Origin of the sequence: Actinomycetospora sp. TBRC 11914 (assembly GCF_012933465.1) — a bacterium.
Taxonomy (GTDB): domain Bacteria; phylum Actinomycetota; class Actinomycetes; order Mycobacteriales; family Pseudonocardiaceae; genus Actinomycetospora.
In genome coordinates this window covers 22362-38111 of record NZ_JABBND010000025.1, presented here as the reverse complement: position 1 = coordinate 38111, position 15750 = coordinate 22362, and the positions used below count along the sequence as shown (strand labels likewise).

The 15750-nt window shown below is 74.0% G+C and carries 14 protein-coding genes; 8 read left to right on the top strand and 6 right to left on the bottom strand.

Going from position 1 to position 15750, the window contains the following annotated elements; translation table 11 throughout:
- The first annotated feature begins 41 nt into the window (after positions 1 to 41).
- Entirely contained in the window at positions 42 to 647 is a 606-nt protein-coding gene (locus HH311_RS27715) for a dihydrofolate reductase family protein (protein ID WP_169186957.1), read from the top strand.
- Here the strand turns inward: HH311_RS27715 and HH311_RS27710 are convergent.
- Together HH311_RS27710 and HH311_RS27705 are read right to left on the bottom strand one after the other, a co-directional pair.
- Positions 637 to 1275, bottom strand: coding sequence for a response regulator transcription factor (locus HH311_RS27710; protein WP_169186956.1), 639 nt, complete (start codon positions 1273 to 1275; stop codon positions 637 to 639). The genes HH311_RS27715 and HH311_RS27710 overlap by 11 nt on opposite strands.
- Positions 1263 to 2963 carry an ATP-binding protein gene (locus HH311_RS27705; RefSeq protein ID WP_169186955.1) on the bottom strand — a complete coding sequence of 567 codons (1701 nt, stop codon included), beginning with the start codon at positions 2961 to 2963 and terminating at the stop codon, positions 1263 to 1265. Before HH311_RS27705 ends, HH311_RS27710 begins: the two co-directional genes overlap by 13 nt.
- 142 nt (positions 2964 to 3105) lie before the next feature.
- On the opposite strand from HH311_RS27705, the gene HH311_RS27700 reads away from it, so the two are divergent.
- Positions 3106 to 4350 carry a M23 family metallopeptidase gene (locus HH311_RS27700; protein WP_169186954.1) on the top strand — a complete coding sequence of 415 codons (1245 nt, stop codon included), beginning with the start codon at positions 3106 to 3108 and terminating at the stop codon, positions 4348 to 4350.
- Positions 4351 to 4424: 74 nt separating this feature from the next.
- Positions 4425 to 4637, top strand: a complete 213-nt coding sequence (locus HH311_RS32885) for a winged helix-turn-helix domain-containing protein (protein WP_169186953.1) — start codon at positions 4425 to 4427, stop codon at positions 4635 to 4637.
- Between the two features lie 12 nt (positions 4638 to 4649).
- Here the strand turns inward: HH311_RS32885 and fucP are convergent, their stop codons facing one another.
- The 4 genes from fucP to HH311_RS27675 are packed head-to-tail and all read right to left on the bottom strand — an operon-like array spanning position 4650 to position 9243.
- Positions 4650 to 6008 (bottom strand): L-fucose:H+ symporter permease, encoded by a 1359-nt coding sequence (fucP, locus tag HH311_RS27690; RefSeq protein WP_169186952.1) that lies wholly within the window; start codon positions 6006 to 6008, stop codon positions 4650 to 4652.
- A gap of 5 nt (positions 6009 to 6013) precedes the next feature.
- Positions 6014 to 7528 (bottom strand): FGGY-family carbohydrate kinase, encoded by a 1515-nt coding sequence (locus HH311_RS27685; protein WP_169186951.1) that lies wholly within the window; start codon positions 7526 to 7528, stop codon positions 6014 to 6016.
- Entirely contained in the window at positions 7525 to 8580 is a 1056-nt protein-coding gene (locus HH311_RS27680; RefSeq protein ID WP_169186950.1) for a 2-hydroxyacid dehydrogenase, read from the bottom strand. The genes HH311_RS27685 and HH311_RS27680 overlap by 4 nt, the downstream gene beginning before the upstream one ends.
- A gap of 18 nt (positions 8581 to 8598) precedes the next feature.
- Positions 8599 to 9243 (bottom strand): class II aldolase/adducin family protein, encoded by a 645-nt coding sequence (locus HH311_RS27675; RefSeq protein ID WP_169186949.1) that lies wholly within the window; start codon positions 9241 to 9243, stop codon positions 8599 to 8601.
- Between the two features lie 114 nt (positions 9244 to 9357).
- Between HH311_RS27675 and HH311_RS27670 the strand changes: the two genes are divergently transcribed.
- From HH311_RS27670 to HH311_RS27650, 5 genes are all read left to right on the top strand, one after another.
- Entirely contained in the window at positions 9358 to 10149 is a 792-nt protein-coding gene (locus tag HH311_RS27670; RefSeq protein ID WP_169186948.1) for a DeoR/GlpR family DNA-binding transcription regulator, read from the top strand.
- Between the two features lie 75 nt (positions 10150 to 10224).
- The gene (locus HH311_RS27665) at positions 10225 to 11586 is read left to right on the top strand and encodes an MFS transporter (protein ID WP_169186947.1); all 1362 of its coding nucleotides are present in this window, start codon (positions 10225 to 10227) and stop codon (positions 11584 to 11586) included.
- On the top strand, positions 11583 to 13070 hold the full coding sequence (locus HH311_RS27660; RefSeq protein WP_169186946.1) for an FGGY family carbohydrate kinase: 1488 nt from the start codon (positions 11583 to 11585) through the stop codon (positions 13068 to 13070). The genes HH311_RS27665 and HH311_RS27660 overlap by 4 nt, the downstream gene beginning before the upstream one ends.
- The gene (locus HH311_RS27655) at positions 13067 to 13675 is read left to right on the top strand and encodes a histidine phosphatase family protein (RefSeq protein WP_169186945.1); all 609 of its coding nucleotides are present in this window, start codon (positions 13067 to 13069) and stop codon (positions 13673 to 13675) included. Before HH311_RS27660 ends, HH311_RS27655 begins: the two co-directional genes overlap by 4 nt.
- A 409-nt stretch (positions 13676 to 14084) precedes the next feature.
- Positions 14085 to 15398 (top strand): DUF222 domain-containing protein, encoded by a 1314-nt coding sequence (locus HH311_RS27650; protein WP_169186944.1) that lies wholly within the window; start codon positions 14085 to 14087, stop codon positions 15396 to 15398.
- The last annotated feature ends 352 nt before the right edge of the window (positions 15399 to 15750 follow it).

Sequence of the window (15750 nt, the reverse complement as noted above, 5' to 3'; positions counted from 1 at the left end):
CGTATCGCCGACGGGTCACGGGACCGGGAGAGGAGACCGACATGGGAAGGATCGTCGTCAGCGCGAACGTCTCGCTCGACGGGATCGTGCAGGACCCCGACGGCCAGGAGGGGTTCCGGCGCGGCGGCTGGTTCGGCCGGTTCGGGGGCGAGGACCTCGAGGAGTGGGCCGAGGCCGCGACCGCGGAGACACTCGGCGCGGACGCGCTGCTGATGGGCCGACGGAGCGAGGAGTTCTTCGCCGCGCGCTGGCAGTCACGCACCGGGACGTGGGCCGACCGGTTGAACGGGCTGCCGAAGTACGTGGTGTCCTCCGGCACGGCGCCGCCCCGGTGGTCGAACTCGACGCTCATCGGCGCGGACGTGGTCGACCGCGTCCCGGCCCTCGCCCGGGAGGTCGACGGCGAGATCCTGGTGTACGCCAGCGCCCGGCTCGTCCACGCCCTCCTCGAGCACGGCCTCGTCGACGAGCTGCGACTCGTGGTCTTCCCCGTCCTGCTCGGGGACGGCGCGCGGCTCTTCGGCCCGACCACCGACCGGACACCGCTGCGGCTCGTGCGCGTCGGCACCCTCGGGAAGGGGCTCGCCGTCGTGACCTACGAGGTGGTCCGCAGCGGTCTTCCGGGCGCTGCCCCGGTCAGTGGGTGAGGTAGCGGACGACCGCGAGGACGCGGCGGTGGTCGTCGGCGTCGTCGGGGAGCCCGAGCGTCTCGTAGATCCCCGACACGTGGGCGACCACCGCCTTCTCCGTGATCCCCAGACGGCGGGCGATCGCGGCGTTGCTGCGCCCCTCGGCGACCAGCGCGAGCACCTCCCGGCGGCGCACCGAGAGCCGCTCGACCCCGTCGTCGCGTCGCTCCAGCATCGCCGAGACGACCTCCGGGTCCAGGGCCACGTCGCCACCCGCGACGCGGCGCAGGTCGCGCACGAAGTTCGTCACCTCGGCGATGCGCTGCTTGAGCAGGTAACCGACCCCGCGCGGGCGGGCACCGAGGAGCTCGAGCGCGTACTGCCCGTGCACGTGCTGGGACAGCACGACGACGCCCAGCCCCGGACGGGCGGCCCGGAGCCGGATCGCCGCCTGCAGCCCGTCGTCGGTGCGTCCGGGAGGCATCCGGATGTCGGTGAGCACCAGGTCCGGCGCGAGCCGCAGCGCCTGGTCGACCAGCGAGGACGCGTCGGCCACGGCCGCGACGACCTCGAAGCCCTCGCGGCGCAGCAGCAGGGTCAGGCCCTCGCGCAGCAGGGCCTCGTCCTCGCCGATCAGGACGCGCACGGGATCTCCGCGACCACCGTCGTCCCGCCCTCGTCCGGGCTGTCCACCGCGAAGCGTCCACCGAGCGCCTCGACCCGGTCCCGCAACCCCCGCAGACCGGTCCCACCGGACGCGACGGCACCTCCGCACCCGTCGTCGTGCACCGAGACGGTGAGGACGCCGGTGCGGTGGTGCAGCCCGACCACCAGCGACGACGCCACCGCGTGCTTCACCGTGTTGGTGATCGACTCGGCGACGACGTGGTACGCCGTGCCCTCCACCGACGGCGGGAGCCCCGGCCCGTCGAGGTCGTCGGTGTCGAGCCTCGTCTGCAGCGGGGTGCGGGCCAGCATGTCCTCGACCGCGGAGCTCAGCCCGCGCTCGATGAGCAGGGCGGGCATCACGCCGGCCACGATCGACCGCACCTCGGCGGCGACCTGGTCGACGTCGCGGCGGAACGCCTCGAGGTCGGCGGTCTCCGGCCGCGCGGTCCCGGCGCGCAGGGCGAGCAGGACCAGGCGGCTCTGCAGCCGGTCGTGCAGGTCGCGGGCGAGGCGGCGCCGCTCGCGGTCCCCGGCCTCGACCAGGCGGGTCCGGGACTCGCGCAGCTGCTCCTGCTCGGCGAGCAGCCGCGCGGTCAGCCGCTCGCGGTCGACGGCGATCGCCACCACCCGGCCCGCCGCCCGGACGGTGTCGGGGTTCGGTTGCAGCGACGGGTCGTGCACGATCGCGCCGACGGGCCGCCCCGCCAGCTCGATGGGGACCAGCGCCAGGCCGGGCGGCACCACCGCGGGGTGGCCGTCGCCGTCGACCCAGCTCCCGTCGTCGCCCCGGAACGCCAGCGTCAGCGACGGATCCCCGAGGGTGCGGGCCAGGGCCGGCCCGACCTCGCCGCGGCGCCGTTCGGTGCTCCCGAGCCACACCCCGAGCTCCTCGATCGCCGCGGTGCGGGCGAACCCGCCGAGCAGCACCCCGGCGGCGAAGGCGATCGGCACCCCGGCCAGCAGGGCGACCTGCACCCAGTCGACCACCACCGGGTCGACCGGCGCGACGCGGTACAGGTTGCCGGCCACGACGACCACGACGATCGCGCCGCCACCGTAGAGGTAGAGCGGCGCGAGGACCGGCCGGTCCGCGGTCCGGGCGGCTCGCAGCCGGGCGACCACCACGGCGGCCGTCCCGAGGATCACGACGAAGGCGCACGTCGAGTTGACGAGACGGCCCGCGAACAGCAGGTCCGGACGGTCCGCGAAGAGGAAGGGGGACGCCGGGTCCCACAGCCACACCGGCGCCTGCAGCACCGTCGTCGTGACGTACCCGCCGACGACCAGCAGTCGGGACCAGCGATCTCCCAGGTGGCCCGAGGGGAACGCGAGCAGCACGTGCAGCAGGACCGCCACCGGGATCGTCGCGACGACGATGCCGAGGCCGACCAGGACGGGGACCGTCGTGCTCGCCAGGCCGCAGAGCAACCACATCCCGCCGCCGGCGGTGAGCAGCGGCCCGATCCGGCTCCCCGGGCGGCGGGACCAGGCCGCGATGCCGGCGCCGAGGTACACCCAGGCGGTCACCGTGTAGGCGACCGCGTGGGCGACGTCCTGCCACCGTCCCGGAGGGAACAGCACGATCTCCACGACACCGAACGCGACACCGAGCGCAGCGAGCTGCCGCAGTGCCACGGTCGGCGCCCCGGTGGCTGGTCGTCGCACCGACCAAGATTGTCACCGGGTCCGGCTCCGGGTCCACGAGGACGGGACCCAACTCGCGTCCCGGGACGGGACCCAGGCCCATGTCCACATCTCGCGACGCTCCCTACGGTCGAGGTTCGGCTCGAATCCCCGGGGGGCGAGGATGCGTCGACACCCTCTCGCGGTCGTCGTCCTGACGACCCTCGTCGTCCTCGCGGGATGCGCGAGCACCTCGACCACCGCGAGCCCGCCGCCCGCGACACCGGTGCCGCAGGACCCGCCGACGTTCCTGCCGCTGGTGATCACACCGGTGCCCCAGGCCCCGTCGCCGGTCCGGGGCACGGACGGGCGATTCCACGTCGTCTACGAGCTGCAGGTGCTCAACGCCGGGCCGCGCGCCGCGACCCTCACCTCGGTGGAGTCCCTCGCCGACGGTCCGGGCGGCCGCGTCGTCGGGACCCTCACCGGGTCGGCGATCACCGCCCGGTCCCTGCTCGTGGGCGACTACACGCTCCCCCCGACGCCGGTCGCCGAGATCGCGGCGGGCCGCACCGTCCTGCTCCTCCTCGACGACGTCTACGCGACCCGCGAGGCGGTGCCTGCGTCCGTGGTGCACCGCGTCCGGGCCACGTTCGGCCCGCTGCCGCCGAACCAGGCGACGTTCGCGGCGGCGACGTTCCCGTCGAGCAGCGAGCAGGTCACCGGGCCGGTCGGGATCGACGGACCGGCGCCGCGGGTGATCGGGCCGCCGCTGACCGGGCCCGGCTGGGTCGCGGTCAACGGCTGCTGCGACCTCACCCCGCACCGGGCCGCCATGGTCCCGCTCGGAGGGCGCATCAACGGCGGCGAGCGGTACGCGGTCGACTGGTCCCGCTTCGACCTCGCCGCCCGGCCCCTCGTCGACCTGACCCGCGGCACGCAGGCCACGTTCGCCGGGGACCCGAACCGCAACGAGGACTACTTCACCTTCGGCCAGCCGGTGCTCGCGGTCGCGGACGCGACGGTCGTCGCCGTGGTGGGCGACATGCCCGAGGCTCCCCCGCACCAGTTCCTGACGCTGCCGTTGAACGACCTGGGCGGGAACCGGATCGTCCTCGACCTCGGCGGCGGCGCCTACGCGTTCTACGCCCACCTGCAGACCGGGTCGCCGGCGGTGCGGGTCGGTGACCGCGTGCGGCGGGGCCAGGTGCTCGCCCGTGCCGGCAACTCCGGCAACACCACCGAGTCCCACCTGCACTTCCAGCTCATGGACTCCCCGGCACCGCTGTCCGCCACGAACCTGCCCTTCGAGATCGACACCCTGACCTGGGAGGGCACGGTCACCCCGGACACCGTCGTCACCGACCCGCCACCGGGACCACGCACCGACGAACTGCCGCTCTCGGAGAGCGCCGTCGGCTTCCCCTGAACGCCGCCGGCCAGCCCGAAGACTGGACCCAGGTCCATTCCGGGCCAGGGGCGAGCTGCCTACGCTCGACGACCGTGAAGCCGGCCGAGGCCGCCGCCGTGGCGCTGCGATCCCGCATCGAGGCCGGGGAGTTCCGGCCGGGAGAGCGGCTCCCGCCGGCTCGGGTGGTCGCCGAGGAGCACGGGGTGTCGATGTCCACCCTGACCCGGGCGATCGGGTTCCTGCAGGCCCAGGGAGTGGTCACGGTCGTCTACCGGCGCGGCACCTACGTGGGCGCCCCGGAGTGACCCGGCGCCGGATCAGGCGCGCTCCTCCCGCAGGGCGCCGGCCTCGACGGCGGGCTCCTCGGCGTCGGTCACGTGGTGGCGCAGGTTGCTGCGGAAGTACAGCAGGATGCCGAGGAAGCAGACCGCGGAGACCACGAACGACCGCTGCAGCGACCCGAGCGCGTCCGACACCGCACCCTGCACCACCGGCACGACCGCACCGCCGACGATCGCCATCACGAGGATGGCGCCGCCGGTCTCCTGGTAGCGCTTGTCCGTGATGGTGTCGAGGGTCTGACCGAAGATCGTCGGCCAGCACGGGCCCATCACCAGGTTCGAGGCGATCACCAACCAGATCGCGGAGGCGGCCGGACCGAAGGCGGCCAGCACGAGCAGGACCGCGCCGATGGCGCAGTAGACGACGAGCACCCGGGCGGCGGAGTACCGCGCGATGAGGGCGTTCGCGACGAACTTGCCCGCGAGGAAGCAGATGAACCCGACGATCATGTAGTTGGTCGCCTCGCGCTCGTTCATGCCGGGGTAGAGCTCGAGGGCCACCCGGATCGTGAACGACCACACCGCCGTCTGCAGGCCGACGTAGAGGAACTGCGCGACGATGCCCTTCCGGTACTGCGCGATGCGGCCGAGGACGCGCAACGTCTCGCCCAGGCCGGCCGGCTGCTCCGCGGTCTCCCCCCGCGGCTTGCTCCGCGGGTACTCGGTGACGAGGAACAGCACGAGCAGGCAGACCAGGACGACGAGGATGTACTTGTAGGGCAGCAGGGTGTTCTGCAGCAGCTCGTGGCCGAGGGCCAGCTTCGCCTCGGGCGTCGGTGCCGCGTCCAGCTGCGCCTGGATCGAGTCCCCGGAACCGAAGATCAGGTACTTCCCGAGGATCACGCCGGTCAGGTTGCCGAGCGGGGTGAACGTCTGCGAGATGTTCAGCCGCAGCGTCGAGGTCCGGCGCGGTCCGAGCATCGAGGAGTACGTGTTCGCGCTGGTCTCGAGGAAGCTCAGCCCGATCGCGACGGCGAAGATGCAGAACAGGAACATCCCGTAGGTCGCGAGCATGCTGGCCGGGAAGAACAGTCCGCACCCGATGATGTAGACGGACAGCCCGATCAGGACGCCCACCTTGTACGACGTCCGCCGCACGATCCGCGACGCCGGGATGGCGATCAGGAAATAGCCGCCGTAGAACGCCGACTGCACGAATGCGGTCGCCGCGTCGGAGAGCGTGAAGACGTGCTTGAACTGCGTGATCAGGATGTCGTTCAGCCCGGCGGCGGCGCCCCACATCGGGAACAGCAGCGACAGCAGCACGAACTGGAAGAGCGGGGTCCGGTCCAGGTATCCGGAGTCCAGCTGCCGGGCGGGGTTCTTGATGAGCACGGGGATCACTCCGGGTGGGGCGCGCGTCGGAAGCCCTGGGCCTGCCGGGCCCAGAACTCGCGGGCGGTGTCGACGTGGGCGCGGTAGCGCAGGTAGCCCTCGGCGTAGCAGGTGTGGGCGTCGGGGCCGGGCTCCACGGTGTGGGACGGGGCGGCCCAGGTGGCGGGGTCGACGTCGTCGCCGAGCGCCCGCGCGGCGGTCATCGCCGCGCCCCGGGTGCCGAGGCCGGGATCGTCGGGGACCACCAGCGGACGCTCGAGCACGTCGGCGAAGATCTGCGCCCAGGCCCGGGAGCGGGAACCACCGCCGCACGCGACGAGCCGTCCGGCCCGGTCGGCGGCGGACGCGGCCCGCTCGAAGCAGTGCTTGGCGGTGTAGGCGATGCCCTCGCACACGGCGCGGACGACGTCCCCGCGCGAGGTCCCCAGGGTGACGCCCTCGAGCTGGCCGCGGGCGCGGGTGTCGACGAACGGGGCGCGCTCCCCCGACGCCGACAGGAACGGCAGCGCCGAGACGCCCCCGGCGCCGGGCCGCGTGCCCTCGAGCAGCCCGGGGAGCGCGTCGATGCCGACCCCGAGGAGGTCGAGGAGCCAGTCGAGCCCGGCGGTGCCGACCATGGCGGGCATGGCCCGCAGCCACATCTCCTCCCGCGGGGTGCAGAGCCACATCCCGGCCGGTTCGGGGCCCGCCGCGTCGTCGGGCTCCTCCGGCGCGACGCGGTCGGTGAAGACCTCGCACGCGAGGGTCGTGCCGATGATGAGCAGGCCGTCGCCGGGGGTGGACAGCCCGGCGCCGACCGCGCAGGCCGGGAGGTCGAACGGCCCACCGGTCACCGGCGTGCCGATCGGCAGACCGGTGATCCCGGCGCCCCGCCGGTCGAGGGCGAACAGCGATCCCGACGGTGCCGGGTCCGGCAGCAGGCTCCGGTGGTGGGAGACCCCGCACGCCGCGAGGGCGGCGTCGTCGTACCGGCGGGACACGACGTCGAGGAAGGGCAGCGAGGCGTCCGACGCGTCGACGGTGACGACGCCGGTCAGCCGCTGCACCAGCGCGTCGACGCAGTAGCCGGCCACCGCGGCCCGTTCGAGCGCCTCCGGCTCGTCGTGCTCGAGGGAGACCAGCAGCGGGGCGTGGCAGCCGGGGAACAGGGCGGCCCCGGTGCGGCGGTAGACCGCGGCGAGGGTGCCGTCGTCCTGCCAGGCGCGGACGACGTCGGCGGCGCGGTCGTCTAGCCAGGAGATCGGCGGGCGGGTCGCGGCGCCCGCGGCGTCGCGCAACCACAGCCCGTCGCCCTGCCCGGTCAGGGCCAGTGCCCGGACCTCCTCGCCGCCCGCGTCGGCGACCACGCGGTGCACGACGTCGGCCACCGACGCGACGACGTCCTCGAGGTCCTGTTCGACCCGCCCTTCGGGGTACTGCTCCAGCCGGGACGCCCGCTCCGCCGAGGCCAGCGTCCGGCCGCGGTCGTCGTAGGCGTCCGCCTTGGTGAGCGAGGTCCCGACGTCGACACCGACGATCACGACGCCACCCCCGGTCGGGCCGGAAGGACCTCGGGGTTGAGGCAGTGCTCGAGCGGGCGGCCGGCGACGAAGCGGCCGACGTCGGCGGCGATCCGGCGGGCCGCCCGGTGGGCCACGTCGCGGGACGCGCCGGCGAGGTGGGACACGGTGACCACCTGGGGCATGGTGCGCAGCGGGTCATCGGCGGCGGGCGGTTCGACCGCGTAGACGTCGAGCGCGGCGCCGGACAGCCGGCCCGCGCGCAGCGCGTCGACGAGGGCGTCGTGGTCGACGAGGTCGCCGCGGGCGGTGTTGACGAGGTAGGCGCCCGGCCGGACCCGGTCGAGCACCTTCTCGTCGATCATGCGCCGGGTCTGGGGGGTGAGCCGGGCGTGGAGGCTGATCACGTCGCTGGACTCGACGAGCTCGTCGAGACCGACCAGCCGGACGCCGCGCTCGGTGGCGACGTCGGGGTCGACGTAGGGATCGGCGGCCAGCAGCCGCACGCCGAAGGCGCGCAGCAGCTCGGCGACCCGGGTGCCGACCTGGCCGAGGCCGACCAGACCGACCGTCTGCCCGGCGAGCTCGGGTCCGGCCTCGTCGTAGCGGTAGAGGTCGCCGGTCCACTCGCCCTCGCGCATCCGCGCGTGGCTGCGGGCGATGTTGCGCCGGCCGGCGATGAGGATGCCGACGGTGAACTCGGCGACGGCGCGGGCGTTGCGGCCGGGCAGGTTCACCACGGCGACGCCGTGGCGGGTCGCGGCGTCGAGGTCGACGTTGGTGGGGCCGCCCCGGGGCGTGGCGACCAGCCGGAGCCGGTCGGCGGCGGCGAGCACGCGCTCGGTCACCGGCGCGAGGTGGGTGACCAGCAGGTCGACCCCGCGGACCGCCTCCACGATCTCGTCCTCGGCGCCGGCCGCCTCGGCCACCTCGCCGGTGGCGTACCAGGGCTCGCCGGGCCACCGGCTGGCGTGGGTGGTGAACCCGGCGTCCTCCCCGGCCAGCTCGGACCGGACGGCCTCGACCAGCATCGTCGGGGTGATGAACTCGTCCCCCGCGCACAGCACCTGCATGGCGTCCTCCTGCCGACGTCAGCGCGACGGCACCGTCTGGCCGTAGCTGTCGAGCTTCGCCGCCACCCGGTCGATCTCGTCGAGGGGCAGCAGCCGGGGCTCGCCCAGCAGCCGCGCCTGGTGGTACATCCGGCAGATCCACTCGAGGTACACGCTGCGGGTGTAGGCCTTGGCGAGGCTCTCGCCGTGGGTGGTGGCGCCGTGGTTCTGCAACAGGACCCCGAAGCGCCCCCGCATCGCGGTGACGCTGTGCTCGGCCAGCTCGCGGCTGCCGTACGTGGCGTAGGGCGCCACCCGGACCGGGCCGCCCAGCAGGGCGATCATGTAGTGCACGGGCGGGAGCTCGTCGAGCAGCACCGACAACGCGCTCGCGTACAGCGGGTGGGTGTGCACCACGGCGGTGGCGTCGGTGTGCTCGTAGACCAGCGTGTGCATCGGGACCTCGGAGGAGGGCTCCAGCGTCCCGTCGACCTGCTCGCCGTCGACCGTCACCACGCAGATCGACTCCGCGGTGAGGTCCTCGTAGGCCGCGCCGCTCGGGGTGATCGCGACGTGGTCCCCGCGACGGATGCTGAGGTTGCCCGACGTCCCGACGGTCAGGTCGTCGGCCTGCATCCGGCGGCAGTACTCGACCAGCTCGAGGCGTTCCTGCTCCATCAGCACGGGGCCTGCTCCCCTCGTCGCACCGTTGCGGACCGCCTGTGAAGTTAACATCGCGAATGTGAGGACGAAACCCCTCGTTGTGGCGCGCGCCACCACGTCCGGGAGGCTGGGTCCATGAGTCCCCCGGCCCCGGGCGGGGCGGTGCACCCGCGCACCGCTCGTCAGCAGCAGATCGTCGACCACGTCCTCGCGGCGGGGTCGGCCAGCGCCGCCGAGCTCGTGGAGCTGACCGGGGTCAGCCTGATGACGGTGCACCGCGACGTCGACGAGCTCGTCCGGCGCGGCCTGGTGCGCAAGTACCGCGGCGGGGTCTCCGCGCAGCCGACGTCGGTGTTCGAGTCGCACTCGGAGTTCCGGCGGACCCGCCACCGCGCGCAGAAGGCGGCGATCGCGGACGCCGCCCTGGCCATGGTGGAGCCGGGCTCGTCGATCATGGTCGACGACTCCTCCACCACGTTGGCGCTGGTCGAGCGCCTGCACGAGGTCGGTCCGCTGACCGTGGTGACCAATTACCTGCCGGCGCTGCAGCTGCTCAAGGACGTCCCCGAGGTGCGGCTCATCGGGCTGGGAGGCGACTACTCGCGCACCCACGACTCGTTCGGCGGCATCGCCTGCTGTGAGTCGGTGGCCTCGATGGCGGTGGACTCGGCCTTCGTCTCCACCTCGTCGATGACGGGCTCGATGACCTACCACCAGGAGCAGGACATCGTCCTGGTCAAGCGGGCGATGATCGAGGCGGCGACCCGCACGGTGCTGCTCATGGACTCCAGCAAGGCGCCCCGGCGGGCGCTGCACCAGGTGCGCCCGCTCGAGGTCTTCGACGCCCTCGTGATCGACGACGGCGTCGGCGACGACCTGCTGGTCGAGCTCCGGGAGCACACGCGGGTGACCGTGGCGCCCACCTGAAGTCTCGTCGAGGGTTGTGATATTAACACTCAGATTGGTAAACGTGGTGCGCCGCACAGCCCCGTGGAGGCCACCATGAGCGAGGGCAACGACGCCCCGATCCGCACCGACGACGTCGAGGGCACGCCCCGGCCCCTGCTCGAACGCTGGGGGATCCCGTACGCGCTGCGGTGGGGGTTCGTCGCCGTCCTGGTCTTCATGATCGGCGACGGCGTCGAGACCAGCTTCCTGTCGGCCTTCCTCGCCGACCCCGCCGGCGGCGGTCTGTCGGGCAGCCAGGCCTCGTTCGCCACGGTGACCCTCTACGGCGTGGCCGCGCTGGTGGCGTCGTGGTTCTCCGGCACCCTCTCGGCCATCTGGGGCCCGCGCCGGGTGATGTGGCTGGGCGCCGCGATCTGGGTGGTCTTCGAGCTGGTGTTCCTGTTCGTCGCGGTGCCGGCGCAGAACGCCCCGCTGATCATCACCTCCTATGCGGTCCGCGGCCTGGCCTATCCCCTGTTCGCCTTCTCGTTCCTGGTGTGGATCCAGACGATCGCCCCCGCGCGGATGCGGGGCTCGGCCGCCGGCTGGTTCTGGTTCGCGTTCACCGGCGGCCTGCCGACGCTCGGGGCCGCGCTCGCCGCGCTGTGCGTGGGGCCGCTGGGGATCAGCCAGTACAGCACCCTGGTCATCTCGCTGGTGCTGGTCGTCGTCGGGGCGGCCATCGGGTGCTTCGCCGTCACCGAGGCCCACGGGCTGCGGCCGATCGCCGACGAGACCGTCGCCCACCCGCGCAGCCCGCGCCGGCTGCTCGAGGGCATCGACATCCTGTGGCGCGACAAGCGCACCGTCGCCGGCTTCTTCGTGCGGTTGGTGAACACCGCCCCGCAGTACGGGTTCTTCGCGATGTTCCCGTTCGTGTTCGGCCCGGACACCCCGGGCGGCGGCTTCCTGACGACCGCCCAGGTCGCGGTGCTCTCCACGGTGGCCTACGCCGCCAACATCGGCGCCAACCTGTTCTTCGGCGTCTTCGGCGACCGCTTCGGCTGGCGCCGCACCGTCACCGTCTTCGGGTGTCTGGGCTGCGCCGTGGCGACGCCGCTGTGGTACTTCGGGGCGATCGCCTCGCAGGACTTCCTGCTGACCGCCATCCTCGGCGCCGTGTACGGGATCGTGCTGGCCGGGTTCGTCCCGCTGTCGGCGCTGATGCCGTCGATGGTGGCGCCCAAGGACAAGGGGGCGGCGCTGGCGATCCTCAACACGGGCGCAGGCGGAGCCGCCCTGCTGGGCCCGCTGACCGTCACCGCCCTCTACCCGCTCACCGGCGGTGGCGGCGTCGCGGTGGCCTACTGCCTGATGTACCTCGTCGTCGCGGGGATCTCGCTGCTCATCCGCTCGGACGTCGATCCCGGCGTCGCCCGCCGGCTCCCGGCGGCCCCGCGCACGCAGGCGGCGTGACCGGACGCGTCGTCGTCGGGGTCGACCTCGGCACCCAGGGCGTCCGGGCGCTCGCCGTCGACGACGACGGCGAGGTCCGCGCGGCGGCATCGCGGCCGCTGCACAGCCGCCGGGACCGGGGCGCCGACGGCGGCGCCCGTCACGAGCAGCGGCCCGAGGAGTGGTGCCGCGCGGCCGAGGAGGTCCTCGGCGAGATCGCCGGGGCGGTCGACGTCGGCCGGGTCCACGGGCTCGCCGTGGACGCCACCTCGGGCAGCGTCGTGCTGGTCGACGAGCGGGAGGCCGCGCTGACCCCGGGCGTCATGTACGACGATGCCAGGGGCGCGGCCCACCTCGACCGCGTCCGCGAGGCCGGGGCGGCGGTGTGGGAGCGGCTCGGCTACGTGGTCGGCCCCACCTGGGCGCTGCCCACCCTGCTCCCGCTCCTGGCCGACCACCCGGGCGGACGGGTCCGCCACCAGGGCGACGTGGTCAACGCCCACCTCGTCGGGCACCCGGTCGCCACCGACACCAGCTCCGCGCTCAAGACCGGCTACGACCTCGTGGCGCGCCGCTGGCCCACCGAGGTCCTCGGCGCACTCGGGATCGACCCGGCGCAGCTGCCCGACGTCGTCCGGCCGGGCACCGTCGTGGGTGGCGTCGACGCTGCGGTCGCCGAGCGCACCGGGCTGCGAGCGGGCACGCCGGTGGTCGCCGGCATGACCGACGGCTGCGCCGCCCAGCTCGCCGCCGGCGCGGTCACCCCCGGGTCCTGGAACACCGTGCTCGGCACCACGCTGGTGCTCAAGGGCGTCACCGAGCAACTGCTGCGCGACCCCACCGGGTCGGTCTACTGCCACCTCGGGCCCCAGGGCGGCTGGTGGCCCGGCGGGGCGTCCAGCACCGGGGCCGCCGTCCTCGCCGAGCTCGTCGCGCCGGGGCGCTTCGAGGAGCACACCGCGGCCCTGCTGGCCCACGAGCCGCCGGTGGTACCGGTCGTCTACCCGCTGTCAGGGCGGGGCGAGCGGTTCCCGTTCGCGGCGCCCGACGCGGCCGGCTTCTGGCTGGACGATCGGCACGCCCGGGGGCTGGACGAGCTGGTCGGCGCGGTCGGCGAGCGGCAGGCCTTCGCCGGCATCGCGGAGGGCGTCGCGTTCGTCGAGCGGCTGGCCTTCGAGCACCTGGCTGGACTGGGCGCCGACGTCACCGGCCCGCGCACGATCACCGGCGGCGCCACCGCCAACCGGTGGTGGAACCAGCGTCGCGCCGACGTCCTCGGCGTCCCCCTGCACCGGCCCCGCCACGCCGAGCCCGCGTTCGGCATGGCCGTGCTCGCGCGTGCGGCCGCCGACGACGAGCCCGACCTGGTCGCGACCGCCGAGGTCATGGTGCACCGGGGCGAGGTCCTCGAGCCCCGGCACGCGCCGGCCGCGGACGAGCGCTACGAGACCTTCCGGGCCGCACTCGTCGCGCGCGGGTGGCTGCCGGAAGGATGCGGGCCGTGACCGAGATCGTCCTGGTCCGCCACGGCGAGACCGTCTGGCACGCCGAGAACCGCTACACCGGCCGCTCCGACGTCCCCCTGTCCGCACGGGGTCGCGAGCAGGCCGCGGCGCTGGCCCGCTGGGCGGCGACGGCCGGGCTCGACGCGGTGGTGACCTCGCCGTCGCCCCGTGCCCGGGACACCGCCGAGGCCGCCGCGAAGGCCGCCGGCCACGTCGCGGAGGTCGACCCGCGGCTGGTCGAGGTCGACTTCGGCGCCGGCGACGGCCTCACCCGCGAGGAGATGGCCGCGCGGTTCCCCGCCGAGCGCGACGCCTTCCTCGCCCGGCCGGCGACCCAGCCGCTGCCGGGCGGCGAACCCGGTCGCGACGCGGTGGCGCGGGCGATGCCGGTGCTGCGGGAGGTCGGCTCGGCGCACCCCGACGGGCGCGTCCTCGTCGTCGCCCACCAGACCCTGATCCGGCTGCTGCTGTGTGAGCTCCTGGGCATCCCCCTCGACGACTACCGCCGCGTGTTCCCGCGGGTGGGCGGCGCGGCGCGCACCGTCGTGCGGCCCGCACCGGCCGGTCCGGCGGCCCTCCTCGCGTACAACGTCCCGAGCGTCTGATCCGGCGCGCAGCAGCGGCCGAGCGACGCGGGCCCGCTGCTTGCCACGACCACGGCGAGCCCTCGACCGGACATCTGCGCAGAAGTCGTCGACGGCTCCGCGTTCCCCACGACGAAGGCCTCCGGAGCGACCGAGTCGCCGCGACTCGGTCGCGCCGCCACGGATCCGTCCGCTGCCGCGCCGCCCGGGGCCGAGTCGGCGCGACCCGCGGCCGGCGGCCCCGGCGCCCCACCACCGCACGAACCGGCCGACGACGGCTCGCTCGCCTCGGCCGCGCCACGGGTGTCTCGACCGTCGGTGAGCATCCAGTTGGTGGCAGCCGTGGACACCCGCGCCGCGAGCCTCACCCCGGGGCCCTCCCGGAGCTACACCGAACCTGGATGTCAGGGGGTCTCGCTATTCTTCGCACATGAGTTCGAACGAGGCAGTGGGTGATGCGGTCAGCGACGAGCTGGCCGCGATGCTCGCCCGCCTCGGCGAACTCGCGCAGGCCCCCACCGACCCGACCGGTGACGGCGAGCGTGGCGGCGACGGTGGCGCCGCCCTGATCGACCGGGTCGCGGTGCTGGAACAGATGCGCGCCGCGCTCGCCGCGGCCCAGCACACCGCCATGGTCGCCTTCGGACGTGCCCAGGTCGAAGCGCAGGCCCAGCTGGTCGCCGCCGGGCAGTTGGACCCGGAGAAGCTGGGCAAGGGCATCGCCGACCAGATCGCCCTCGCCGCCCACGTCTCGTCCTGGCAGGGCTCGCGGCGCCTGAGCATCGCGCGCGCCCTGGCCGCCGACCTGCCCGAGACCCGGCGGCTGCTGGCGGCGGGGCGGATCAGTGAGCGGCTGGCCGAGACCGTGGTCGCCCAGACCAGCCACCTCGACGCGGCGGCACGGCGTGCGGTGGACAAGGAACTCGGAGACGCTCGCCTCGACGAGCTGGCATTCCGCCGGGCCGAAGCGACGGTGAAGAAGACCGCCTACGAGACCGACCCCGCCGGCTACACCCAGCGCGGCCGCACCGCGCGGAAGGACCGGCGGGTCACGGTGCGCCCCGCCCCGGACACCATGAGCGTCCTCTCGGCGCTGCTGCCGGTCGAACAAGGCGTGGCCTGCCTGGCCGCGCTGCGCCGCCACGCTGACGGGTTGATCGCCACGGGTGACACCGGCGGTCGCAGCCGCGACCAGGTCATGGCTGACACCCTCGTGGAGCGGGTGACCGGGCAGGCCCGCGCCGAGGACGTGGATGTCGAGGTCGGGATCGTGCTGCCCCTCGACGCCCTGACCGACCCCGACAGCCCCACCCCCGGTGAGCTGGTCGGCCACGGGCCGCTACCCGCCGGGATCGTGCGCGACCTGCTGCGCTCCACGCAGGGCAAGCGGTGGTGGCGGCGGCTGTTCGCCCACCCCGGCCACGGCGGCCTGCTCGGCGGTGACCCCCAGAAGCGGCGCTTCGACGGGTTCCTCGCCCGGCTGATCGACCTCCGCGACCACGGCCGCTGCCGGGAACCGTTCTGTGATGCCCCGATCAGGCACCACGACCACATCGTCCAGTCCCGCGCCGGCGGCCCCGCCAGCCTCGCCAACGGCCGCGGGGTCTGCGCCCGCGGCAACTACACCCGCGAGATGCCCGACTGGACCGTCGAGACCGTCCACGACGGGCACGGCCAGCACCCCCACACCGTGCGCACCACCACCCCGACCGGCCACACATACACCAGCCGAGCCGGACCTTGAGACCCTGGTTGGTCGAGGTCCCGCGAGGACCATCACTGTTCGAGAACCGTGCGGCGCTGGACCGCCGGAACGGACGGCGCAGGAGACCGTCGCCGAGAGCGGATGACCCGCCCCGCGCCCGAATAGGACAATTCGCACGTACGTGGCCATTCGTATTGTTTTGACCGGTTCTCCAGGAATCTGTAGCCGCCGATCGGCTCAGCGACCACATCTGTTCGACGCAACTTACGTCGGGCAGGTAACGACAGATCACGAACCGGAGATACCTGGATCACGGACGCGGCGACATCGTCTCCGCGACCAAACCCCGAGCCCCCGAGACGAGGGTTCGACCCGGAGATCGAGAGGACAC

What these genes read in the sequence shown, in the direction of transcription:
- HH311_RS27715 (WP_169186957.1), top strand. Translation starts at nt 42, where the DNA reads ATGGGAAGGATCGTCGTCAGCGCGAACGTCTCGCTCGACGGGATCGTG.
- HH311_RS27670 (WP_169186948.1), top strand. Translation starts at nt 9,358, where the DNA reads ATGAGTCCCCCGGCCCCGGGCGGGGCGGTGCACCCGCGCACCGCTCGT.
- HH311_RS27665 (WP_169186947.1), top strand. Translation starts at nt 10,225, where the DNA reads ATGAGCGAGGGCAACGACGCCCCGATCCGCACCGACGACGTCGAGGGC.
- HH311_RS27700 (WP_169186954.1), top strand. Translation starts at nt 3,106, where the DNA reads ATGCGTCGACACCCTCTCGCGGTCGTCGTCCTGACGACCCTCGTCGTC.
- HH311_RS27680 (WP_169186950.1), bottom strand. Translation starts at nt 8,580, where the DNA reads ATGCAGGTGCTGTGCGCGGGGGACGAGTTCATCACCCCGACGATGCTG.
- HH311_RS27650 (WP_169186944.1), top strand. Translation starts at nt 14,085, where the DNA reads ATGAGTTCGAACGAGGCAGTGGGTGATGCGGTCAGCGACGAGCTGGCC.